This is a genomic window from Pseudoduganella sp. GW821-FHT11H04, from assembly GCF_058807935.1.
The window spans coordinates 36127-59855 of sequence record NZ_JBXARE010000001.1 but is presented as its reverse complement, the minus strand read 5'-3'; the positions used below and the strand labels follow the sequence as shown (position 1 = coordinate 59855).

Below are 23729 nucleotides of genomic sequence, written 5' to 3'. Positions count from 1 at the left end.
ATGCTCATTAACGAATACGCGGCCGAGTGGCTCGACAACCTCGACACGCTAACCCCTACCTACCTGCTTTTGGATGGAGCCTTCATCCCAGGGTTCCACAAGCGATTCGGCAAAGAGGTGAAATTCCTTTTCGAGCATTTGCCCGGCTGGCGCGACGCAGTGCAAGATGTATCGCCCTTTATCCTGCGCTTCGATGGCAAAAACCAGCAACTAAAGCAATCACTAATCGAATGCAGCGGCTGGCCAATGATCAGCGTCTTCAAAACAAGCGAGCCAATAAACGCTTTTGCAGAACGACTATCGCGCTGGTGCGTGGTGCAAGCTGGCGGGCAACACATCAACCTGCGCTTCCCCGATACGCGCCGCTTGCCTGACATCCACCGTGTCATGAGCGAGGAACAGCGAGCGGATATGTTCGGCCCTGCAGAACTTTGTGCGTACATGGGCCGCGATGGACTATTACATCACATTACGCTGGATAACAAGGTTCAGCCCTCCCCAGTCGAGCCAAAGCTGACCGACGCCCAATTCGACGAACTGCTTAGCTGTAGCGAAGGCGATTCAATGCTGGCGCAACTTGAACGACGATCGATGCCTATGAATGAGATGCGCAGATCGGAACAATACAGTGCGGTCTGCGCAGCGATTGCTCTTGGCAGAACGCAAGGACTGGAGCGGAACGACATGCTGGACTTGTGCGAGCAAGCCATAACGCGCCCTGAACAAACTACATATCGAGTCGGATAAAAGTATGATCAAGATACCAAATCTTATGCGCGCTGCGCTGACAGTCACCTTCATGGCGCTGGCCAGCGGCTGCGCAGTCGTTTCTGCCAAAGGAAACGAAACCATGATGGTCAGCGTAAAAGGCGTGAACTATTCGGGAGACGTCATCGTGTTCAGCGTTGACGATCCACTGCAGCCTAAGAACACAACCGGCGGCGACCGCGCGAGCTCCTACTCGGGAGCTGGAATCCAGTGCTGCATACAATTGCCAAAGATGTGGCACCCAGGCATGCAACTGGTGATCGACGCAATCGTCTACCCCGTCGACGAGACCGACTTCAAACGCGAGCTCCCGCGCTACATGAAGAAGTTCACCGTTGAAGTGCCCCAATATCCAGCAGACCAGCCAACCGAAATTTGGGTCATTCGCGCACCATCCGGTGACATGAACCTTGTTGCCAGCAACGTTGATCCAACGCATGAGGCGTGGTCGGGTGCAATCAAAGGTTGGCCAGAACCGTCGTTAGCGGTAAAGATGCGCTATTGGGAGCGTAAAGTTGCGGAGGCCCGTAGTTCAATTGAAACAGCTAAGACTGCACTAGACGAAGGAATGTCAGAGCCAACTGTTCGTCAGCGTACTTGGGACGTCATCAAGAAAAATCAGCCAAGAGAGGTCGCTCAATTTAGCGGTCCAAATGATCCGGCCTTTGTAGACTCAGTGCTAAAAAGAAGACAAGCGGCTTTGCGGTTCTACGAAGAAAATCTGACGAAATTGTTGGAGAACAAGTCATGAGTGCAACGCTTATCGGTGACGTCGATCGAGGTTACGCAGCAGCAAGTTCGCTTCAAGAACTCTTCACAAAAGACGAGATAAAACGGATTAACGAGATCTCAATGGTTCAGGCACGCGAGCTTCCTGATGAGCCATGCTAAATATCAAGTCGGATAAACTAAGAATGATCAAGATATCAAATCTCATGCGTGCTGCGCTGACAGTGACCTTGATGGCGCTGGCCAGCGGCTGCGCTGCCGTTTCTGCCAAAGGAAACGAAACTATGATGGTCAGCGTGAAAGGCGTGAACTATTCGGGCGACGTCATCGTGTTCAGCATTGACGATCCGCTGCAGCCGAAGAACGCAACCGGCGGCGACCGTGCCAGTTCCTACTCGGGAGCCGGCATTCAATGCTGCATAGAATTGCCCAAAGTATGGCGCCCAGGCATGCAACTGGTGATCGACGCAATCGTCTACCCAGTCGACGAGAACGACTTCAAACGCGAACTCCCGCGCTACATGAAGAAGTTCACCGTTGAAGTGCCCCAATATGCAGCTGACCAGCCGACCGAGCTTTGGGTCATCCGCAGCCCAAGCGGCGACATGAATCTTGTTGCCAGCAACGTCGATCCAACCCATGAGGCATGGCCTGGAGCTATCAAAGGCTGGCCTGAACCCTCATTTGCGGTCAGAAAACGGCACTGGGACGACAAAGTTAATCGGGCACGTGATGCCATTGATAGAACTAAGTCGTCGCTCGACAAAGGAATGTCAGACCCGGCTAACCGTAAGACTGAATGGGACTGGTTTAAGCGCAATGCCCCAAAAGAAATTGCACAATTTAGTAGCCCCGAGGATCCGGCGTTTTCAGAGTTCGTAACGAAAGATCGGAAACGCACTCTGACGTACTTCGAAGCACAGCTTCGTACATTGATGGAGAACAAGCCGTGAATGCAAGACTAATTGACGACGTTGATCAACGGTATGCATCGGCAAGCTCATTTCAGGAGTTCTTCACCGCCGATGAAATTAAGAAGCTAAATCGCTTGGAGCAAACCCAGGCTCGCGTACTTCCCGATGAGCCTTGCTCAAATAATCTTTATTTCGGCTTTTTTTTCGATGGCACCAAGAACAATTACAAAAAAGCGGATGTCAACTTGGCCCATTCAAACGTAGCACGCTTGTACGACGCGTTCCCAGGTATTGGGGTCGAACCATCATTGACCAAGAAAGAGGCCTGGGACAAGTATCATCACTGTTTCAAGGTCTACGTACCTGGCGTCGCGTCGCCCTTCCCACAAATCAAAGACGATGGCGAATCGACCCGTAGTGCTGCGATGGGCTATCGCTGCTCGGACCGCATCATTTGGGGCTTGATGCAAGCGATAAACAATGTGCACAGCTACTTCCACAAAACGCCGCTGTTTTCGACGGATCAGATTCTTCATCTGATAAGGACTATCGACCTTACCCCAAACCTGCTCTGGAATATGATGCACCGCGAATATGCGGAAACCGCAGATGATCCGTCAGCAAGTCAGACGTCTCGCCAACTCATCGAGAAACAGCTACAAAGCCTGCATTCGGCGGTCAGCTTGCATTGGAAGGACAACGCCACTGATCGCCCGCAAAAGAAAGACCCAGGGATCGTGAAGACAATTCACGTATCAATATTTGGATTCTCTCGCGGTGCAACCGAAGCGCGTGCGTTTGTCAATTTCCTCATTGCGATGTGTACTTGCGACAGGCGCCTCAGCAATAAGAAGGGCCCGCTTACTTTGGGCGGGTTTGAACTGCAGATCGATTTCGTCGGCATCTTCGATACGGTGGCGTCAATCGGGATTGGCAACACCTTTGGGAATAGCTTGCTGCTGCAGGGTTTTGATGGACATGCCGCATGGGCCGATGCTGAAACCGTACTCCGAATCCCGGAAGACGTACGTTGTGTGCATCTGGTTGCCGCACATGAAATTCGACGCAGTTTCCCGCTCGACTCAATCTCAGTCAAAGGCGCATTTTCATCCTCGTTCGAAGAAGTCGTCGTTCCCGGAATGCACTCGGATATCGGCGGAGGATACGAGCCCACCGAACAAGGCAAAGGAACCGAGTCCGATGGGCACGACATGCTCTCGCGAATTCCATTGATCTACATGTACAAAAAGGCCCGGCTGGCGAACGTACCCTTTCGACTCGAAGATGCGGACGAAGAAGCGAAGAAGAAGTTCAAGATTTCGCAGAAGACCATTGATGACATGAACGCATACCTGGCCCTATGCGAATGCAAAGAAGGCATGGCCACCGATATTATGCGAGAGCAGCGCAAGCTCTACATTCAATGGCGTCGCGCACGTCGGTCCGGAAGCGGTCTCCCGCTTGAAAGGACCGCAAGCTTTGGCAGAGCCACCCAGTTCGATCAAAACGACCTGCACAGCGCGAATCTAGAATTCGACACCGAAGTGCACACGTTCGAGACCTGGCTGAATAAAAAAGGTAGCGGCTACGTTCCAAAACATCAAAAGCCTGGCTTTAAAGATTCGCATCCTAATGAATGGGAGGAGATTGCCACATGGTGGAAAGCGCCTTATCAACTGCCTGACGCAATCGCAAAAGTGTTTGACGAGTACGTTCATGATTCGCGCGCATGGTTCAAGATGATTCCTGGGAATCCAGATAGCGAAGAGGCGGCCCACGCGCAGCTCCGTGAGTGGTGTGAAATCCTGGCGAAGGAAAAGGAAGAACGCGCCCATCAACCAACTGGTGCCCACGGCGAAAGGGCCGAAACGTCCCCGCCTCAGAGCCGCCTGACTGCTGCACAACGAGAAGCCGCCCAGTCCTATATGCAGAACAAGAAGATTCCGCAAATGATCACGACGGGCCGTGAGCCATTCGATGGGCCAGGCATGTTCGCCTATCAGGATGCCAAGGCCGGTTATCTGCGATTCAGGAAGGTCTACGCAGGTGGCGACAGTATGCTCATCTCGAAAGCCGATCAGCCAGCCGCAATGAAGGCAGCGTGATGGCTTTGATCTGGCGTCCAATGCAGCGTTCAATTGCCAAAAGTATGGCGGCCAGGCATGCAGTTGGTAATCGACGCAACCGTCTATCCCGTCGACGAGACGGACTTCAAGCGCGAAGAAATACTTCGAGGTAAAGCTGCGGCAATTAATCGAGAGCAATCCATGAGCGTTCGACCAATCGAGTATGCCGATTAGACCATGGCCGCCGATTGAACTGACTGTAAAGGCTGTGGCCGCCCTACTCCATAACCCTGGGCGAAATCGACGCCCATGTTGCGCAAGCAGGCCAGCACCGCATCGTCTTCGACGAATTCAGCGATGGTCTGCTTGCCCATCACGTGGGCGATCTGGTTGATTGATTCGACCATGGCGCGTTCGGTCGGATTGTGAAGGATGCCGCGAATGAAGCTTCCGTCGATCTTCACGTAATCGACCGGCAGGTGCTTGAGGTAGGCGAAGGAGGACATGCCGGCGCCGAAATCGTCGAGCGCGAAGCGGGCGCCTTGCGCCTGCAAGTCCTGGATCAATGTCGCCGCCTGCGCGAGGTTGGCCACAGCCACCGTTTCGGTGATCTCGAAGCACACATCTTCCAGTGCAACGCCAGTCAGTCGCTTCTGCTCCATCACGAATTCCAGCAAGCCTTCGTCGCACACCGACGCGCCTGAGAGGTTGATGGCCCAGCTGGTGCCGGCCGGCTGTTCGGCCAACGCGGCGAAGGCGTGGCTGATCACCCAGCGGTCCAGCATCGGCATCAGGTCGTAGCGTTCGGCGGCGGGAATGAAGGCCATTGGCGGCACCAGGCCGCCGTCTTCGTCCAGCATGCGCACCAGCACTTCGGCGTGCGCGCGCAGGCCCGGGCGCAGCGGGGCGATGGTTTGCAGGTGCAGGCAGAAGCGGTCGTTTTCCAGCGCGGAGCGAATGCGCGAGACCGCTTCCATTTCCGTATGACGCACGGAGAGTTCGGCATCATCGTCGCTGTACAGGTGGATGCGGTTGCGGCCTTTTTCCTTCGCCATATAGCAGGCGGCATCGGCCGACTTCATCACTTCCTTCAGGCTGCTGCTGCGGCTATCGAGCAGCACCACGCCGATGCTGACGCCGATGCGGTAGCTGCGCACGCCCCAGGCGAAATGCAGGTCGACCACGGCCTTGCGCAATTTCTCTGCCACGCGCAGCGCGTCGCTATGGCTGCACTGGGTCAGCATGATGCCGAATTCGTCGCCGCCCAGGCGGCCCACGATGTCGCGCTCGCGCAGCGTGGACTGCAGCATCTGGCTCACTTGCTTGATCAGTTCGTCGCCGGCCGCGTGGCCGCTGGTGTCGTTGACGATTTTGAAGCGGTCCAGGTCCAAGTACAGCACGGCGTGTTCGCCGCCGCTGCCCTGGCGCAGGGCTGCCAGCAGCTCGCACAGGCGGCGCTCGAATTCGCGCCGGTTCAGGATATCGGTCAGCTCGTCGTGCGTGGCCTGGTAGGACAGCTGGGCGGCATGGCGGCGCGCTTCGCTGGCGTCGTGCAGCACGATGACCTGGCCGATGGCGGCGCCGTCCGGCGCGTGGATCGGCGCCAGGGAGCGGTCGACCGGCACCCGGCTGCCGTCGGCTGCCAAGAGATGCAGTGCTTCCGCCTCGCCTTCCAGTTGGCAGACTTCTTCCAGCGGGCGGCCGAGGATCACGGATTGGGGTAGGCCCAGCATCTGTTCGGCATTGCGGTTGCAGTAGCTGACGCGCTGTTCGCTGTCCGTCGTGATCACGGCGTCGGCAATCGAGCCCAGGGTCACCTGCACCAGTTCTTTTTCAGCGAAGGCTTCGGCCTCACTCTGGCGCAGTTGCTGCACCAGGCGTTCGCGGCGCGCAAAGGAACGGCGCAGGTAGCGGTGGCCGCTCAAGGTGAGGACGGTGGCGGCCAACAACAGCACGGCCAGCAGGGCGTTCGAAACCTGGCGCGCGGCGTCGTTGATGGCGGCGGAAAAACCGATGGCCAGCGGCGTCAGGCGGCGGTCGATTTCCTGAATTTCCAGCAACACTGTGGGGGCAGCGCGGTCCCCCGGTGACATGGCATGCACTTCCACGCCGAGCTCACGCAGGCGCAGCAAGTGCTCGTCGCTGTGTTCCCAATAGGTGATGGCGCGCGCCATCAGGTAGATGTCTTTGCCGCCGCGATAAAGCCAGACCATGCCGCGCACGTCTTCATCAGCATTGCGGCCGCCGAGGAAGCCCTCGCGCACCACATTCCAATCCATGTCCGGCTTATCCATTTCGCGCCGGGCGCGCATATCCGACAGAGGCACGGCCAACTCGGACTGGAACTGCGAATAGTCCTGTTCGTCGGAGGTCACCAGGTAGCGCTGGAGCGAAGCAATAGCCGCCTTCTGGCCCTTGGACCAATGGCTCTCCCCGCTGACGTAGGCGCGCAAGGTGGCCGCCATGGACAGGCTGAACACCGCCACCAGGGTGAGCGCCGCCACGGCCAGCGCAAACGGCAGGACTACGGCGGCGTAGCGTTCCTCTGGAGGGGCCATGAAATTGAACTGCAGGGGTCAAAGATCCCATGATGCGGGAATCCCTCACCTCAGCGCAATGGCTCTGATGTCATACGTTGCTCAAAGGCAACATAATTGCAGCAACATTAATTGAACACCAACTGCCGAGCCCGTGTCACACCTTGGGGTCACACCCCAAGTGTGACACGGGCTCAAGTACGTGATGGTTGAGCTCGTGTCACGTTTAGGGTGTGACCCCAAGGTGGGACACGGGCTCGGCCGTAGCCACAAGAATTAATTCAGGGCGAGGATTTGGGTGGCTTTGGCGGCGTTGGCTTCGGCGTTTTTCAACAGGCTCATTTGCGTTTCGAAGGAGCGTGCTAACGCGATCATGTTCACCATGGCGTCGATGGGGTTGACGTTGCTGCCTTCGAGCGTGCCGTCGGCGAGGCGGACGTTCTGGTCGGCGTCGGCTGGCAGGCCGCTTTGGTTGCGGAACAGGCCGTCGTCGCCGCGTACCAGGCCTTTGACGTCGGGGTTGACCAGCTTGATGCGGCCCAGCACGTTCGATGGGCCGGGCTTGGTCTGGGTGGTGTCGATGGCGGATACCGTGCCGTCGGCCGCTATCGCTACTTCGGTGTCGGGCGGGATGGCGATGGGGCCGTTCTCGCCGACCAGGGTCAGGCCTGCGGCCGTTTGCAGCATGCCGTTTTCATTGACCTTGAGACTGCCGTTGCGGGTGTAGGCTTCCGAACCGTCGCTCGATTGCACGGCAATGAAGCCGTCGCCGCGCAGGGCGACGTCGAGCGGGCGGCCGGTGGTCTGCATGGTGCCGGCGCGGAAGTCGGAGCCAACCGTGTTGTCGACCACGAAGGTGCGGGTCGGCAGGCCTTCCGATACCACCGGTACTGCGCGGAAGGAATCGAGCTGGGCGCGGAAGCCGGTCGTGGTGGCATTGGCCAGGTTGTTCGACGTGGTGGCCTGTTGCTCCAGCAAATGCCGCGCGCCAGTGGCGGCGGTGTAAATGAGGCGGTCCATCGCTTAGCTCGCTTTATCCGATTAACGCAGGTTGACCAGGGTTTGCAGCACGGAGTCCTGGGTCTTGATCGTCTGGGCATTGGCCTGGTAGACGCGCTGCGCGGTGATCATGTCCACTAGTTCCTTGGTCAGGTCGACGTTGGACGATTCCACCGACGATGAGCGCAACTGGCCGTTATTGCCCTGCCCTGGTGCGCCGATCTGCGGCTGGCCGGAGGCGGAGCTTTCGGCCCAGGCGTTGTTACCGAGCGGGATCAGGCCGTCCGGGCTGGCGAAGTTGGCCAGCACGAATTGCGCCAGTGGACGGGACTTGCCGTTGCTGTACTGGCCGACGATCACGCCGCTTGGGTCGGTCGAGAAGCGCTGCAGGCTGCCGGAAGAATAGCCGTTCTGGGTCGATTCCTTTTCGCTGGTTGGTGAACCGTATTGCGTGGTGCCGACGAAGTTGGTGGAAATCGTCATCAGCAGGTCGGCGCCATTGTCCGGGAAGATCGGCAGGTTGATCGAGAATGGCAGGGTCTGCGGCGGGGTCAGCAGGGCCATGCGCGCTGCGCTCAGGTTGCCGTTCTGGTCGAACGCCAGGGTGCCGACTTTCACTGCCGGCACTTCAATCGCGGCCGCCAGCTTCTGGTTGATGATGTCCGGGTTATTGCCAGGGATCGCGCCGACGTCGGTTGGCGGCGTGTACACGGCGGCCAGTTTCGCCAGTTGGGCCGGGGTGGCGCCAGCGGCGGTCGCTGCCGCAGTCATGGCGGCGCCGGCTGCTGCGGAGTATTGCTGCTGGGCGGCCAGCATGCCGGCTGCGTTGCCTGCCAGCGCCGCCGCGTCATAGGCTGCGCGCGCTGCGATCGATGGCGCGTCGGTCAGCACGGCCTGGGCGACCTTCTTGGCGTCGACTTCAACGCCGTCGCTGCCGGCGTACACGTCCCACACGCCGCTGCCTTTGTTGACGTAGAAGGTCGACATGGTGTGGGCATTGCCCAGGCTGTCGAACACGTCCATGACGGTCTGCTTGGTGTAGGTCAGCGGGTCGGTGGCGTCGAACGGTACCTTGGTCGGCACCGGCGAGGTGGACGACAGGTTGATCTTGAAGTTGGCATCGGTGGTTTCGACCGGGGTCAGGTCGGCGGTGTCGATCTTGATCGGCACGGGTGCGCCGGCCAGGATCACGCCGTCCTTGTTGGCAAGGTAGCCGGTGATCGCGTTGCCCTGGGCATTGGTGATGATGCCGTTCTTGTCGAGCAGGAACTGGCCGTTGCGCGAGTACTGCACTTCGCCGCTTGGCGCAACGGTGCGGAAGAAGCCGCCGCCGTTGATGGACACGTCCAACGGGTTATTGGTGGTTTCGATATTACCCTGGGTGAATTGCTGGGCGATGCGCGAGATGCTCACGCCGATACCCGGGTTGTTGCCCGCAACACCGTTCAGGGAGTTGGCATACAGGTCGGCGAATTGCGCCTGGGATCCTTTGAAGCCCACCGTGCTCGCGTTGGCGATGTTGTTGCCGATAACGTCGAGCGACTTGCCTGCGGCGTTCAGACCGCTGAGACCTTGTTGAAACATGGTATTTCCCCTATCAGGTTGGGCTTACAAAACTTGTTTGATATCGTTCATGCTCAGCTGGCCGAGCGCTGGCACGTTCAGCTTGACGCCGCCGGCGCCGGTGGACACGCTGGCCACGGTGCCAAAGCTCAGCGCCTGCACGCCGGTGTCGGCCTTGCCGCCCAGGGTGCCGCTGACGTCAACGGTGTAGATGCCGTCCGCTGCGGTGGTGCCATCGTCCAGCTTGCCGTCCCAGGTCAGTGGCAAGGTGCCGGCGTCGACTGCTTGCAGCGACAGCGAGTGCACCACCTTGCCGCTGGCATTCTTGATATCGATCTGCAGCGTGTCGACCGCATTTTTCAGGTCGATGCCGAACAGGCCTTTGCCGCCGGCCAGCTGCATGCTCTTGCCTGGCGCGAGCACGCCATGGCCGATCAGGTTGGTTGCCTGCAGCGAGGCCGATGAGGCGTAGTCTGTCTTCAGCGATTCAATCGTTTCGTTCAGCTTGTTGATGCCGGTGACGGTTTGCAGCTGCGCCAGCTGGCTGGTCACTTGCGCGTTATCCAGTGGATTCAGCGGGTCCTGGTTTTTCAGCTGCGTGATCAGCAGCGTCATGAATTTGTCCTGGTCGGCTGAGACGCTCTTGCTGGAAGAGGCGTTGTTGCCGCGCGTGTTGACCGCGTTGAGCAGGGCTTGCGATGGTGCGGCGCCGCCGGTGACTGGGGTGTTGGTGATGGCCATGATTACTGTCCGATCGTCAGGGTTTTCAGCAGCATGGTCTTGGCTGCATTCATTGTTTCTACGTTGGTCTGGTAGGAGCGCGAGGCCGACAGCATGTTCACCATCTCATCGACCACGTTCACATTCGGCATCGTCACATAGCCTTTTTCATCGGCCAGCGGGTGCTTGGGGTCGTAGACCTGGCGCATCGGCGATGGGTCTTCCACGACCTGGCTGACCTTGACTGCGGTGGCAGCGCCGTTGGCGGTCGGCGTGGCTTGGAACACGACCTGCTTGGCGCGGTAGGCTTCGCCGCTGGCGGAGGTGGCGCTGTCGGCGTTGGCCAGGTTCGAGGCGGTCACGTTCAGGCGCTGGGCCTGGGCGCTCATGGCCGAACCGGACACATTGAAAATACTGAACAAGGACATGGTTAACCTCCCTGGATCGCGGCCAGCAGGCCTTTGATCTGCCCATTAATAAAGGTCACGCCGGCTTCGTAGCGCAATGCATTGTCGGCAAAGTTGTTGCGCTCGACATCCATATCGACCGTGTTGCCGTCCACCGCGCCTTGCGCTGGATGGCGGAACAGCAGCGGCGTGCCGTCGGGCAGCGTGTTGCCGTCCTGCGGCCCGGTCGGGAAATGCTTGGCTGCGGTGGTGTTCAGCGGCTGCGGCGCGCTGGCGCGTTGCAGGGCCGCCTGCAGGTTGGCGGCGAAGTCGATGTCGCGCGCCTTGTAATTAGGCGTATCGGCATTGGCAATATTCGAAGCGAGCACGGCCTGGCGCTTCTCGCGCAGGCTGAGGGCCGCTTCATTGAACTGCAGGTAGTTGTCGAGTCTGCCTAACATGGCGCTTCTCCGCTTGATGACAGGTTCGATGATACGGAGCAATGCCTTGAATTGATCGGAAGAGAAAGGCGGGGTTTTTGCCCCTATTCGCGGCTTGCCGGTTTCGCGCGAGGGCTAAGATGGCTAGCATGAAACACATTCTCATCATTGCGTCCCTGCTCGCTGCAGGCGTTGCCAATGCGGCAGCGCCGGCAAGCCCAGCCCGCATGGAACCGGCCGCACTGCGCCAGGTGGCCGAACAATTCCTGCAGGTGCAGACCGCCGGCCTGCCGGGCATGGTCACGGTCAGCGTCGGTGCGCTCGACCCGCGCCTGAACCTGGCGCCCTGCCCTGCGCCGGAGGCCTTCCTGATGCCGGGCGCTCGCGCTTGGGGCAAGACCACGGTGGGCGTGCGCTGTGCGGCGCCTTCCACGTGGACGGTATATATTCAAAGTACGGTATCGGTGCTGGGCAGCTATGTGGCTGCGGCGGCGCCGCTGGCCCAGGGCCAGGCTATTGAAGAGGCACAGTTGGCGCTAATGCAAGGCGAGCTGACCGCCCTGCCCGCCGGGATCGCGACCGAGAAGGCGCAGCTGATCGGCAAGACCAGCAGCCTGTCCATTTCCGCAGGTACGCCGCTGCGGGTAGATATGGTGAAGGCCAAGCCGGTGATCCTGAATGGTCAATTGGTCAAGCTGGTCTCGAAAGGCAACGGCTTCTCGGTCTCGGCCGAGGGCAAGGCAGCCGGATCGGCAGCCGAAGGCCAGGTGGTGGCAGTCCGCACCGGCAATGGCCAGCAAATCAGCGGGATTGCCCGAATGGGCGGCCTGGTAGAAGTAGCTTTTTAAACAAGTTTCAACATGCCAGCTAAAGTTTGGCCGAAGGTTGCCGTAAAAGACTCGTATGCCGGGGTAAAGTACTCCAACCAGACGAGGATAAAGCTGTGAAGATCAACGATACATTGAAGAACACGCCGGGCTTGCCAAGTTCGCCTGCGACGAGCACAAACGCGCGCAGCGCGGACAAGGCCGCCGCAGCAACTTCGACCGCACCACAGGCAGGTACCGACAATGTGCGCCTGTCCGCGCAAGGCCAGGCGATGGCGGCCAGTGGAGCCGCCGCCAGCAACGCCGTGTTCGACACCAAGAAAGTCGAACGCATCAAGATGGCGATTGCTGACGGCCAGTTCCAGGTCAACTCCGAAAAAGTGGCAGACGGTTTGCTGGACACGGTCCGCGACCTGCTGAACGCTCGTAAGCAACGCTAAGGAAGCATGATGGCCGCTGTCTCCCCTAAACACAGCCTGCAGGCTGAGTTGAGCAAGATCTCGGAATTGCTGGAAGTCCTGAAACAGGAACAGCAAGACCTGGTCGCGGCGGACATCGACCACCTGACTTCGCTGACGCCGCAAAAGTCGGCCCTGGTCAATGAAATGGCCAACCTGGCCACCGCGCGCCACGCTGCCCTGGCTGAAGCCGGCTATCCGGCGCTGGAACTGGGCATGGAGTCGTGGCTGGAAGCTGCGAATGACGATGCCGCCAATATCCTGTGGCAGCGCCTGCTGGACCAGACGCGCGAAGCGAAAGAACTGAACCGCCTGAACGGCGTGTTGATCAACAAGCACCTGGGCCACACCCAGGGCGCCCTGCAAGCGCTGCGTCCGCAGCAAACCACGGTCTACGGGCCGAGCGGGATGACTTCCGGCGGCAATGCACGCCGCGGGTTCATCGCGGGTTAATCCCCTTTAAAACCGGTAAACCTGGGTCTGACCCGCAGGGTCAGACCCTGTCAGCGCATCTGCCGCGGACTCACAACATACCCCGAGGCTGTGGCGCAGAGGGGGTCTGACCCTGCGGGTCAGACCCCGGTTTCCGGGTTTTGCGGTTTATTGCATAATGCGCAAATGCGCACATTTCTCTCAGGAATCATCCTAGCCGCCGGCGCCGCCCAGGCCAGCCCCACGCCGATTCAGCCTGCCCTCGACGGCGAGCATTTCGGCCTGCACCCAACGGACAAGTTCCGCCTCCAGACTGGCCGCTGCGAAGGCTGCGGCCAACCCCAGGCCTTATGGTATTTCCAGGATGACCTGGTCGCCATGCCCACCATCGGCGCGGGTGATGCTCCAGGACTGGTCTGGGTCGGTTCGCCGCAACTGGTGCCGCAGGCACGCTACGACGGCAAGTCCCTGCGCACATCCGACGGCGCCACGCTGAACCTGCGCCTGGCGCCAAAGATCGTCACCAACCGCTCCTATTTCAACGCCAGCTCGGAAGCATTCTTCCGCCAGCGCGATGTGCGCGTGCGCGGCCAATGGGATGAAAAGAACCAGCAGTTTGAGGCGCGCACCATCTGGCCGCAAGATTTCGTGATCGACTCCAGGCTGCCGCTGCAGCCGCTGGCGGGCGCCGACAACCTGCAAGGCTTTGTGCGTCACGCCGATGGCGGCGCGCGCAGCGACTACGCGGTGCGCAAGGTATGGCAGCGGCCCGGGGCAACTGCACCCGACCTGGCTGGCAAGCCAGTGATGGCGATTGTGCTGAGCGGCGCCCAGGGCGACGATGACGAAGCCTACGGCGGACATTTCGCCATCGCCACTGGCAAGCTTGGGCCAAAGGGTGAATGGGCGGACTGGCTGGTGAATAACTTCTACAACCTGGATTCATTCAGCGAAAAAGGCATCGTCGCGTCGGCGGTGCCGATGGATAACTACCTGATGGATTTGAACAGCGGCCAGCAGTATTACCGGCCGTCGTACATGCTGGTGGCGGTGCTGGACGATGCGCGTACTGCGGAAGCGTTCCAGGGCAAGGTGAATCAGGTTTATCGCGAGTTTTATGCCCACCATTTCAGCTACAAGCATGCGGCGGATAACTGCACGGGGATCAGCGTGGATGTGCTGCGCAAGCTGGGGTGGCAGTGGCCGTTCCAGGGGCCGACCAACCGGCTTAAGGCAGTTGGTGCGTTTGCCTATATGGGGGTGAAGGAGATGAGCTTTGCCAGCGGGCGCAAGGCTTTCGACTATTTCACTGAGGAGCAGACGCGTTTGCATCCGGCAGTGGCGTTTGATGCGCTGGGCAGGGATTTGCTGGATGTGCTGGGTGGTCAGGCTGGGCGGAAGCTGGGGGCGTTTGAGCAGTCGCTGAAGTCGGATGTGGCGGCGGTGATGCTGGTGAGGATTCCGCAGGTGCCTTCGAGCCGCGCGTTCGGGTCGGCACCGGCGTATTCGATTGATGAATTCATGGAGCGGGCGCCGGCGGATCGGAGCAAGTGGCAGGTGGTGCCGACGGAGCCGAGGCCGTTTCCGGAGGCGTTGATGGATGCGCAGGCGCGGAAGAATTTGAAGTCGTCGGCCTGGCCGGTGGCGGGGGTGCTGGCTGCGCTTGCGGCGATTGGGACGGCTTGGGGTTGGAGGCGCAGGCAGCGGTTGCGGGCGGAGATGCCGCAGCAGGAGCGGCTGCGCGCCTGAAACCGTTACCCCAGTGTCTGACCCGCAGGGTCAGACACTGATACGCGGCGGCCGCATGTCGGGTGTCAGACCCTGCGGGTCTGACACCGGTTTACCGGTTCTAGGGGTTTGGAATTTCAGTCGCCGGATCCGGAACCCCCGACAAAATCGTCACCGCCACCCTTCGATTCCTAGCCCGCGACTCAGGGTCAGTATTCGGCGCCACCGGCTCATTATCCGCATGCCCCACCGCCGTCATGCGCGAAGGCTTGATCCCCGACTCAATAAACAGCCGCACCACACTCCCCGCCCTCACCGCCGACAACTCCCAGTTCGACGGATACGCCGTATTCTTGATCGGCACATTATCGGTATGCCCCTCCACCTGCACCGCATGCGGATCATCCTTCAGCAAGGAAGCCACCGCCGTCAACGCCTCGCGCGACTCCTCGGTCAAACTCGCATCGCCAGCCCTGAACAGCACCGAAGCATTAATCTCCACGCTCACCCCACGGCTATTCTGCGTGACGCGCACCTTGCCCTCCTTGACCAGGGGCGCCAGCGTACTCGCCAGATCCTTGGCCAGGCGCGTCATCTGCTCCTTCTCCTTCTTGATCGCCTCATTGCGCTTGCGCGTGGCAGGATTCGGGATGGGCAGGCTCTGAACCTCGGTATTGGTCGGCGTTGCAGAGCCGGCGCCACCGAACGCATCGCCTAAAGCATCGGAAAACACCTTGTACTTGCCCAGATTGACCGAGGACACCGCATACATCACCACAAAGAACGCAAACAGCAGCGTAATGAAGTCGGCGTAGGAAATCAGCCAGCGCTCATGATTCTCTGGCTCGTCGTCGAACTTGCGGCGCGCGCGGCGGTTTTGCATATCACGGCTCCCGCATCAGGGTCGCGATCCGCTCGTCGATAACTCGTGTGAAGTCGCCGGTGGCGATGTCGTACATCACCGCCGCAGTCAGCTCCTGCAGGTAGACCTGGCGCGTGATGATGGTCTTGAGCTTGTTGGCGATCGGGTAGAAGAACAGGTTGGCCAGGCCGACGCCGTAAATGGTCGATACAAACGCCACCGCTATGCCGGAGCCCAGCTTGGCCGGCTCGGTCAAATTTTCCATCACATGGATCAGGCCCAGCACCGCGCCCAGGATGCCAATGGTCGGCGAGTAACCCGCCGCCGATTCCCAGATGCGCACCGCCTGGCGCTCCGCCGTTTCGAAAGCGGTGATTTCCATGTCCAGCATTTGGCGCATCTTGTCCGGGTTGATACCGTCCACGATCATGCGCAAGCCCTTGGCAATGAATTTGTCCTTGGCGCCCAGCATGGGGCGCTCCAGCGCCAGCAGCCCGTCGCGGCGGGCCAGCATGCTCCAGTTATTGATATCGCGCGCCAATTGGGCGCGATTGTCTGGTGGTGGTTTGAAGACCCAGCGGATCATGGACAAGCCACGGCGCAAGGTCGGCACGCGGGTTTGCAGCATCACCGCGCCGAAGGTGCCGATCACCACGATGGCGAATGCAGCCGGCTGCAGCAAGGAAGTAAGCTTGCCGCCTTCCAGCCCCTGGCCGACGATGATGCCGGCCAGCGCCAGCAAGACGCCGGCTACGCTGGACCAGTCCATGCCTGCTCCCGCAACGAGGCACGCAGGCGCGCCACGGCTTGTGTGTGCAATTGCGAAACCCGAGACTCGGAAACGCCCATCACGGCGCCGATCTCCTTCAGGTTCAGCTCTTCCTCGTAGTAAAGGCCCATCAGCATTTTCTCACGTGGTGGCAGCGCATCAATCGCATCGATCACAGCCTGGCGGAAGTCGGTGTCGAGCAGCGCGCGCAGCGGATCGGCATCATCATCATGGGCATAGCGGTCGAGGAAGCTGTCGTTGCCGTCTTCCTCGTGAAAATCTTCGTAATACACCAGCTGGTGGCCGCCGCCCTCGGACAGCATTTCCTGGTAATCGGACAGCGACAGCTTGAGCGATTTCGCCACTTCCGACTCGGTCGGCGGGCGGCCAAGGCGCTGCTGCAGCGTGGCCATCGCAGTTTCAATCTTGCGCATGTCCTGCCGCATCGAACGCGGCATCCAGTCGGAGGAACGCAATTCATCGAGCATGGCGCCGCGGATGCGCATCACCGCGTAGGTTTCGAATTGGGCGCCGTGCGTTTCTTCATACCTGTTAATAGCGTCGAGCAAGCCGATCATGCCTGCCTGTACCAGGTCATCCACTTCCACACTGGGCGGCAATTTTGCCTTCATATGGTGGGCCAGGCGCTTGACCAACGGCATGTGCTCCGTCAGCAAGGAATCCTTGTCCACCTTCCCTTTGACCGTGTACATAAAGGTTCTAATTCTTTTCAGGCTCTAAAATGGTTGCAGCTCCCCATCGCAAAACGCCCTGCCAGCTGGCGGAAGGCCACTGAAGCCCCGGCCAATGGGAAGGCGTCCACCACCGCACGACCCAACCGGGCTGCACGCTGCAGGTATTCGTCAGCCGGGACAGACCCCATGGAAACGAGGTTGACCGCCAGGTAACGGCTTGCCGCATGTGCCATATTATCGTAAACCACCCTTGCTTCGGCCTCCGAAGCGCCGGTAACCAGGATGCCAAAGGGGCGGCGGCCCAGCTCATGGTTGAGCCGCTTGATCATCATATAAGCATTCTTGATCGAAGTCGCACTATTCGACACCTGCACCACGATCTCGGAGCTTGCCATCAGCGGCACCGGGAAGGCTTCGCCGTCGAATTCGCCATCCACCAGCACAATGCCGGACTGGCTGGCCAGCACGCCGAAAGCTTTCGCCAGGCGGCGCCCTTCGTCCGGGCCGCGGCGCGACTCGCCGCGCGTCATCGACACCACGTTGAAGCCTTGCGGTGCAGCATGAAGCACCTGGTTCAAGCCGCAGCGCTGGCGCGCCACGTCCAGCAGGCTGCTGCCGTGGTCCAGGCCCAGGCGGGAGACCACGCCATGGGCGCTGGCGCAGGCATCGACCACCAGCACGTCGTTGCCGGTCTGGGACAGCGAGGCGCCCAGGTTAACCAGCATGGCGCCTTTGTCGTCCTGCGGCGTGGCCGACAGGAAGGTAATGATGCGTGGCCGGGGACCGGCCAGCATCCGGCGCAGGCCTTCGGCCTGGTCGAAATCGAAATTAGCCAAGGCGTACCTCGCGCAGCATTGGGTCCTGGGCGGCGCCGGCTACCAGCAAAGGCAGTTCGGCATCGCCGTATTTCGGGACGGCCTGGCCGCCGAAGGCGCGCTCCACCAGCGCAGCCGGATCGGCCAGGTGCAGGTCTTCCGGCACGCGCTGGCCGTTGGACGCATAGAACAGGCGCAGCTTGTGGCGGATCACCACGTCCAGGGCGGAGCCGATCGAGGCGGCTTCGTCCAGCTTGGTGATGATGGCGCCGGCCAGGCCGCTGCCCTGGTAGGCGCGCACCACCTCGGACAGGGTTTCCTGGGTCGAGGTGGCGTTCATGCACAGGATGCGCTGCACGTCGGTGCCGACGCCCTGCAGCATGGCGACCTGCTCGGCCACCATCTGGTCACGCTGGCTGACACCAACAGTATCAATCAGCACGGTGTGCTTGTTTTTCAGTTCGTTGAGGGCGATGCGCAGGTCCGCTTCGTCCTTCACCGAGTGCACCATCACGCCCAGGATCTTGCCGTAGATGCGCAGCTGTTCGTGGGCGCCGATACGGTAAGCATCGGTAGTGATCAGGGCCAGTTTTTCCGCGCCGTGGCGCATGACGCAGCGCGCGGCCAGCTTGGCGGTGGTGGTGGTCTTGCCGACGCCGGTCGGGCCGACCAGGGCGAACACGCCGCCCTGCTCCAGCAGCGCGTCTTCGTTGCTCATGGCGTTGATGTTGCGGGCCAGGACGGTGCGGATCCATTGCAGGGCTTCGGCGCCGTCGCGGGTGGCCGGCAGCTTGTCGGTCAGGTAACGCGCCAGGCTGGCGGAGAAGCCGGCGGCCAGCATTTCGCGCAGCACCACGGTCTTGTGCGGCTCGCGCTGCTGGGTGTTGGCGAAAGCCAGTTCATTGAGCTGGGTTTCCATCATGCCGCGCATGGCGCGCAGTTCGCTCATCATGCTGGTCATTTCGGCGGCGGCGCTGGCTTTAGCGCTGGCGACGGCTTCGGCGACCATGGTCGAGATGCGGTCGATGTCGATGGCGGGTGCAGGCGCCGGGGCGGCTGGACGAGGAGCCGTTGGCGTTGGGCGCGGAGTGGCGCGCACTACCGGGGCTGCGGGCTGGGAGACCAGGGCCGGGGCCAGGTCGAGCTGCGGCGCCGGGGCGGACATTGGGGAATCGGAGGAGTGCGGGGCCAGGGCGGCGGCATCGTCGCCGGCCAGGGCCAGGATTTCAACCGTGCCGTCGACGGCGCGGTTGGACAGGATCACCGCATCCGGGCCAAGTGCTTCACGCACCTTTCGCAGCGCTTCACGGGATGTTGGGGCGGTAAATTTTTTGACGTTCATTTCCAGCGGCTCCTGCTGATTATTTCGCACATGGTCAGATTATTGACGATGCGTCGAGGTAACAATCGGTGGAATAGCTTGGGAAATGCCCTCTTAATTCAAAACCTTTGAAAACCGGGAAAACAGGGTACGACCCAAGGGTCGGACCCTGAATGAACTCACGGCCAGCGGGGTTGGGTTTGAGGACTTTGACTTTCGACGAAGATCAACAACCTAAACCCACCCTCGTTGGCGGCGCCGCAGACGGGGTCTGACCCTGCGGGTCAGACCCTGGTTTACCGGGTTTTACTGCGCCCCAACCAGCGCCGTCACCCGAATCGTCTTCGTCTCCGGAATCTCCGCATGCGACAGCACCTTCAGCTATGGCAACGCTCGCCATCGCCTGCATCAGCAAACGCTCCAAAAACCCGGTAAACCTGGGTCTGACCCGCAGGGTCAGACCCCGTCTGTTCGCACTTTCGGGGTTGGGTTTGAGGACTTTGACTTTCGCCGAAGATCAACAGCCTAGAACCAACCCCGTTGACCCTGGTTTACCGGGTTTTACTGCGCCCCAACCAGCGCCGGCACCCGAATCGTCTTAGTCTCCGGAATCTCCGCATGCGACAGCACCTTCAACTGCGGCAACGCTCGCCATCGCCTGCATCAGCAAACGCTCCAAAAACCCGGTAAACCTGGGTCTGACCCGCAGGGTCAGACCCCGTCCGTTCGCACTTTCGGGGTTGGGTTTGAGGACTTTGACTTTCGCCGAAGATCAACAGCCTAGAACCAACCCCGTTGACCCTGGTTTACCGGGTTTTACTGCGCCCCAACCAGCGCCGGCACCCGAATCGTCTTCGTCTCCGGAATCTCCGCATGCGACAGCACCTTCAGCTGCGGCAACGCTCGCCATCGCCTGCATCAGCAAACGCTCCAAAAACCCGGTAAACCTGGGTCTGACCCGCAGGGTCAGACCCCGTCTGTTCGCACTTTCGGGGTTGGGTTCGACGACTTTGACTTTCGCGGAAGATCAACAGCCTAGAACCAACCCCGTAGCCCCTGGTTTACCGGGTTTTACTGCGCCCCAACCAGTGCCGTCACCCGAATCGTCTTCGTCTCCGGAATCTCCGCATGCGACAGCACCTTCAACTGCGGCAACGCCCTCCGCAAAAACTTGGACAGCAAAGCCCGCAGCGGCCCCGGCACCAGCAACACCGGCGTCACCCCCAACGCCTCTTGCTGCTGCGTCGCCGCCGCAGCCTGCTGCGCAATCGTATCCGCCAGCCCCGGCTCGATCCCCGCCGCATCCGTGCCACCGCTCGCCATCGCCTGCATCAGCAAACGCTCCAAACGATTATCCAGGGTCATCACCGACAACTCCCCTCCCCCCGGGAACAGCTGCTGCACAATCGCCCTGCCCAGCGCCACACGCACCTGCGCCGTCAAATCATTCGGATCCTGGGTCTGCGGCGTAAATTCAGCCAGCGTCTCGATAATGGTGCGCATATCGCGAATATGCACCCCCTCCCCTAACAGGTTCTGCAAGACCTTCTGCAAAGTCGACAGCGACAGCATCTTAGGCACCAGGTCCTCCACCAGCTTAGGCGCCTCTTTCTCCAGGTGATCCAGCAGGGCCTGGACTTCAGCTCGGCCCAGCAGCTCGGAAGCATGCGAAGTAATCACATGGTTCAGGTGAGTCGCCACCACGGTACCCGCATCGACCACGGTATAGCCCATGCCGGTAGCCTGGTCGCGCAGCGAAGCATCGATCCAGATCGCCGGCAGGCCGAAAGCCGGATCGGTCGTCACCATGCCAGGCAAGGTGCCGCTGGCCATGCCCGGATTAATCGCCAGGTACTGTCCGTTGAACGCCTCCCCGGTGCCGACTTCCACGCCCTTCAGCGCGATGCGATAAGCGGAAGGCTTCAGTTCCAAGTTATCGCGGATATGCACCGGCGGCGCCAGGAAGCCCACCTCCTGCGCAAACTTCTTGCGGATACCCTTGATGCGCTTGAGCAGCTCGCCGCCCTGGGTCTTATCGACCAGAGGAATCAAGCGATAGCCCACTTCCAACCCCAGGGTATCGACGGCCAGCACGTCCTGCCAGGTCGCCTCCTCCTGTTCGGGCGCAGCCTGTCCGGCCGCCGCAGCGGCACCGCCACCGCCGCCCGGCCCTGCCACATCTCCCGCAGCCACCGCCTCCGCTTTCTCCCTGGCCTTCTTCTGCTGCATGTAACCGGAGCCGATCAGGATCGACGCCAGCAGGATGAACACCAGGTTAGGCATGCCAGGAATCAGGCCCAGGCCGCCGATAATGCCGCCGGTGATGAACAGCACTTGCGGCTTGGCGAACAGCTGGCTGATCACCTGGGTACCGATATCGGTTTCTGACGCCACGCGCGACACCACGATACCGGCCGCGATCGAAATCACCAGCGAAGGAATCTGCGCCACCAGGCCGTCACCAATCGCCAGCAGCACATAGTTTTTCAGCGCATCGGCAAAGCCCATATCGTGCTGGATCATGCCAACCAGCAGGCCGCCCACAACGTTGATCACGGTCACCAGGATGCCGGCCACCGCGTCGCCTCGAACGTATTTCGAAGCACCGTCCATGGCGCCGTAGAATTCCGCTTCCTGCGATACCTCGTTACGGCGGCGCTTAGCTTCCGGCTCGCCGATCAAGCCCGCATTCAGGTCCGCGTCAATCGCCATCTGCTTACCAGGCATTGCATCCAGGGCGAAACGCGCGCCCACTTCAGCGATACGGCCCGCACCCTTGGTCACCACGACGAAGTTGATGATGGTCAGGATCACGAACACCACAATACCGACGGTGTAATTACCGCCGATCAGGAAGTGGCCGAACGCCTCGATCACCTTACCTGCGGCGTCCGGGCCGGTGTGGCCTTCGGTCAGCACCACGCGAGTGGAAGCCACGTTCAACGACAGCCGCAGCATGGTGGAAACCAGCAGCACCGTCGGGAAGGCCATGAAATCCAGCGGCTTGACCGTGTAAAGGCTGGTCAGCAGAACGATGATCGACAGCGCGATATTGAAACTGAAGAACAGGTCGAGCACGAACGCCGGCAAAGGCAGGATCATCATTGCCAGCAGCATGATGATCAGGATCGGCGCAGCCAGGGCTTGACCGTTACCGACAATCCCCCTCATCCATGGCGGCATGTTCAACGCGTTCATTCTCGTACTCCGTTATTGTTGCTTATTCAGTGGGTCCATATCATCCGGCACATCGAGTTTGCTCGGACGGTCTGGGTAACGCAGGCCCGGACGATAGGCCTTGATCTGGTACACATAGGCCAGCACTTCCGCCACGGCGGCGTACAGGCGCGGCGGGATTTCGTCGCCGATGTCGGTATGCTTGTGCAGGGCACGCGCCAGCGGCGGCGCTTCCAGGATGGCGACGCGGTGTTCCTTGGCCAGCTCGCGGATCTTGGCCGCCACTTCGTCGGTACCCTTGGCGACCACGCGCGGCGCACCGCTGCCACCCTCGGCGTACTTCAGCGCCACCGCATAGTGGGTCGGGTTGGTGACCACCACGTCCGCGGTCGGGACTTCCTGCATCATGCGTTTCTTCGCCATTTCGCGCTGCAGCTGGCGGATCTTGCCCTTGATCTGCGGGTTGCCGTCCGATTCTTTCGATTCCTGGATCAGCTCCTGGCGCGTCATCTTCATCTTGTTCGCGTAATGCCACATCTGGTACGGCGCATCGATGGCGGCGATGAAGCCCAGCGCACCGACGATCACCATGAAGCTGAAGCCCAGCATATTCAGCACGTGCACGCTGCTCACATTCAGCGGCTCGCTTAACAGGCCGATGGCCTCCTGCTGCTGGCGCGAAATGACCATCCAAGCCACCACGCCCACGATGACGGATTTAATAATCGCCTTGACCAGCTCCACCAGCGAATTGGTGGAAAACATATTGCCGATGCCCGTCAAGGGATTCAGCTTCATGAAATTCGGCGTGAAGGCCTTGGCCGAAAACAGCCAACCGCCGACCAGGAGCGGCGACGCCAGGGCCACCACCATCACGGCGACAGCGATCGGCAGGCAAGCCAACATGACGTTCACCACATCAACCAGGATGCGGGTAACCAATACATCGGGATTGAAGACTTGCTCACGCGTCAGCGACAGTCCGGAGGTCAGCATACGGCTCAATTCGCGCACCACGCCGGAACCGGCCACCCACAGGCCGGCGCCCGCTGCCATCAGGACGGTAAAGGTGGCCACTTCCCGTGACCTGGGTACATCCCCTTCCTCACGCGCCTGATCGAGGCGCCTCTGTGACGCCGGTTCTGTCTTTTCTGCGTCGCTGTCTTCAGCCATTGCATGCTCCAGGAGGTACCGCCGGCCGGTACCTGACAGCCTGGATTATGCCGTTCGCCAGAGGGAGGACATTGGGGGAACAGTCGGGCAAATTGCCCTCTGTTCAAAAAAAACCACGTTCACAATCGTGCAACTTGGACAACTTTAAAATGAAAGAGATAATCTAGTTATTAATCAGAAACATTATCGAGTAAGTATCTCCCTTAATAGTTACAATTCGAAAATTGATTCTCGAGTGGAAAATACGTTAAAATACTATTAAATTTATATCTTCAATACGCCGGGGCGAGCTGCTGTCTACCGCGGCGATCATGAGCGCCGGCGTCCATAAGTTGGCCATCCCTAGCGCA

The 23729-nt window shown here is 60.3% G+C and carries 21 protein-coding genes; 8 read left to right on the top strand and 13 right to left on the bottom strand.

The window, feature by feature from the left end:
- The 4 genes from AC1RTP_RS00265 (at position 1) to AC1RTP_RS00250 (ending at position 4516) form a co-directional block, all read left to right on the top strand.
- Complete coding sequence (locus AC1RTP_RS00265; RefSeq protein WP_498603942.1) at positions 1-747, top strand: DUF4123 domain-containing protein; 747 nt, start codon at positions 1-3, stop codon at positions 745-747.
- A gap of 4 nt (positions 748-751) precedes the next feature.
- Positions 752-1519 (top strand): DUF3304 domain-containing protein, encoded by a 768-nt coding sequence (locus tag AC1RTP_RS00260; RefSeq protein ID WP_498603941.1) that lies wholly within the window; start codon positions 752-754, stop codon positions 1517-1519.
- A gap of 133 nt (positions 1520-1652) precedes the next feature.
- Entirely contained in the window at positions 1653-2450 is a 798-nt protein-coding gene (locus AC1RTP_RS00255; RefSeq protein ID WP_498603940.1) for a DUF3304 domain-containing protein, read from the top strand.
- Positions 2447-4516, top strand: a complete 2070-nt coding sequence (locus tag AC1RTP_RS00250; protein WP_498603939.1) for a T6SS phospholipase effector Tle1-like catalytic domain-containing protein — start codon at positions 2447-2449, stop codon at positions 4514-4516. Before AC1RTP_RS00255 ends, AC1RTP_RS00250 begins: the two co-directional genes overlap by 4 nt.
- A gap of 191 nt (positions 4517-4707) precedes the next feature.
- Here the strand turns inward: AC1RTP_RS00250 and AC1RTP_RS00245 are convergent, their stop codons facing one another.
- From AC1RTP_RS00245 to flgB, 6 genes are all read right to left on the bottom strand, one after another.
- Positions 4708-7035, bottom strand: coding sequence for an EAL domain-containing protein (locus AC1RTP_RS00245; protein ID WP_498603938.1), 2328 nt, complete (start codon positions 7033-7035; stop codon positions 4708-4710).
- Positions 7036-7290: 255 nt separating this feature from the next.
- Positions 7291-8034 (bottom strand): flagellar basal-body rod protein FlgF, encoded by a 744-nt coding sequence (flgF, locus tag AC1RTP_RS00240; protein WP_498603936.1) that lies wholly within the window; start codon positions 8032-8034, stop codon positions 7291-7293.
- Positions 8035-8055: 21 nt separating this feature from the next.
- Entirely contained in the window at positions 8056-9597 is a 1542-nt protein-coding gene (locus AC1RTP_RS00235; protein WP_498603935.1) for a flagellar hook protein FlgE, read from the bottom strand.
- A 24-nt stretch (positions 9598-9621) separates the two neighbouring features.
- A complete protein-coding gene (locus tag AC1RTP_RS00230; protein WP_498603934.1) occupies positions 9622-10317 on the bottom strand; it encodes a flagellar hook assembly protein FlgD in 696 nt (231 codons plus the stop codon).
- A 2-nt stretch (positions 10318-10319) separates the two neighbouring features.
- The gene (flgC, locus tag AC1RTP_RS00225; RefSeq protein WP_498603933.1) at positions 10320-10724 is read right to left on the bottom strand and encodes a flagellar basal body rod protein FlgC; all 405 of its coding nucleotides are present in this window, start codon (positions 10722-10724) and stop codon (positions 10320-10322) included.
- A gap of 2 nt (positions 10725-10726) precedes the next feature.
- The gene (gene flgB, locus AC1RTP_RS00220; RefSeq protein ID WP_498603932.1) at positions 10727-11143 is read right to left on the bottom strand and encodes a flagellar basal body rod protein FlgB; all 417 of its coding nucleotides are present in this window, start codon (positions 11141-11143) and stop codon (positions 10727-10729) included.
- Between the two features lie 128 nt (positions 11144-11271).
- Between flgB and flgA the strand changes: the two genes are divergently transcribed.
- The 4 genes from flgA to AC1RTP_RS00200 all read left to right on the top strand — a co-directional run bounded on the left by flgA (position 11272) and on the right by AC1RTP_RS00200 (position 14588).
- Positions 11272-11970, top strand: a complete 699-nt coding sequence (flgA, locus tag AC1RTP_RS00215; RefSeq protein ID WP_498603931.1) for a flagellar basal body P-ring formation chaperone FlgA — start codon at positions 11272-11274, stop codon at positions 11968-11970.
- A 95-nt stretch (positions 11971-12065) separates the two neighbouring features.
- Complete coding sequence (gene flgM / locus AC1RTP_RS00210; RefSeq protein ID WP_498603930.1) at positions 12066-12389, top strand: flagellar biosynthesis anti-sigma factor FlgM; 324 nt, start codon at positions 12066-12068, stop codon at positions 12387-12389.
- 6 nt (positions 12390-12395) lie between these two features.
- Entirely contained in the window at positions 12396-12860 is a 465-nt protein-coding gene (locus tag AC1RTP_RS00205) for a flagella synthesis protein FlgN (protein ID WP_498603928.1), read from the top strand.
- 165 nt (positions 12861-13025) lie between these two features.
- Positions 13026-14588, top strand: a complete 1563-nt coding sequence (locus tag AC1RTP_RS00200) for a hypothetical protein (RefSeq protein ID WP_498603927.1) — start codon at positions 13026-13028, stop codon at positions 14586-14588.
- A gap of 100 nt (positions 14589-14688) precedes the next feature.
- Here the strand turns inward: AC1RTP_RS00200 and motD are convergent, their stop codons facing one another.
- From motD to flhB, 7 genes are all read right to left on the bottom strand, one after another.
- Entirely contained in the window at positions 14689-15450 is a 762-nt protein-coding gene (gene motD / locus AC1RTP_RS00195) for a flagellar motor protein MotD (protein ID WP_498603926.1), read from the bottom strand.
- Position 15451: 1 nt separating this feature from the next.
- A complete protein-coding gene (locus AC1RTP_RS00190; RefSeq protein WP_498603925.1) occupies positions 15452-16198 on the bottom strand; it encodes a flagellar motor protein in 747 nt (248 codons plus the stop codon).
- On the bottom strand, positions 16180-16911 hold the full coding sequence (locus AC1RTP_RS00185) for an RNA polymerase sigma factor FliA (RefSeq protein ID WP_498603924.1): 732 nt from the start codon (positions 16909-16911) through the stop codon (positions 16180-16182). The genes AC1RTP_RS00190 and AC1RTP_RS00185 overlap by 19 nt, the downstream gene beginning before the upstream one ends.
- A gap of 17 nt (positions 16912-16928) precedes the next feature.
- Positions 16929-17729: a MinD/ParA family ATP-binding protein gene (locus AC1RTP_RS00180; protein WP_498603923.1), complete on the bottom strand. Its 801-nt coding sequence runs from the start codon at positions 17727-17729 to the stop codon at positions 16929-16931.
- The gene (gene flhF / locus AC1RTP_RS00175; protein WP_498603922.1) at positions 17722-19050 is read right to left on the bottom strand and encodes a flagellar biosynthesis GTPase FlhF; all 1329 of its coding nucleotides are present in this window, start codon (positions 19048-19050) and stop codon (positions 17722-17724) included. The genes AC1RTP_RS00180 and flhF overlap by 8 nt, the downstream gene beginning before the upstream one ends.
- Before the next feature lie 1050 nt (positions 19051-20100).
- Positions 20101-22227, bottom strand: coding sequence for a flagellar biosynthesis protein FlhA (gene flhA, locus AC1RTP_RS00170; RefSeq protein ID WP_498603921.1), 2127 nt, complete (start codon positions 22225-22227; stop codon positions 20101-20103).
- A gap of 12 nt (positions 22228-22239) precedes the next feature.
- Complete coding sequence (gene flhB, locus AC1RTP_RS00165; protein WP_498603920.1) at positions 22240-23379, bottom strand: flagellar biosynthesis protein FlhB; 1140 nt, start codon at positions 23377-23379, stop codon at positions 22240-22242.
- Positions 23380-23729: the final 350 nt, after the last annotated feature.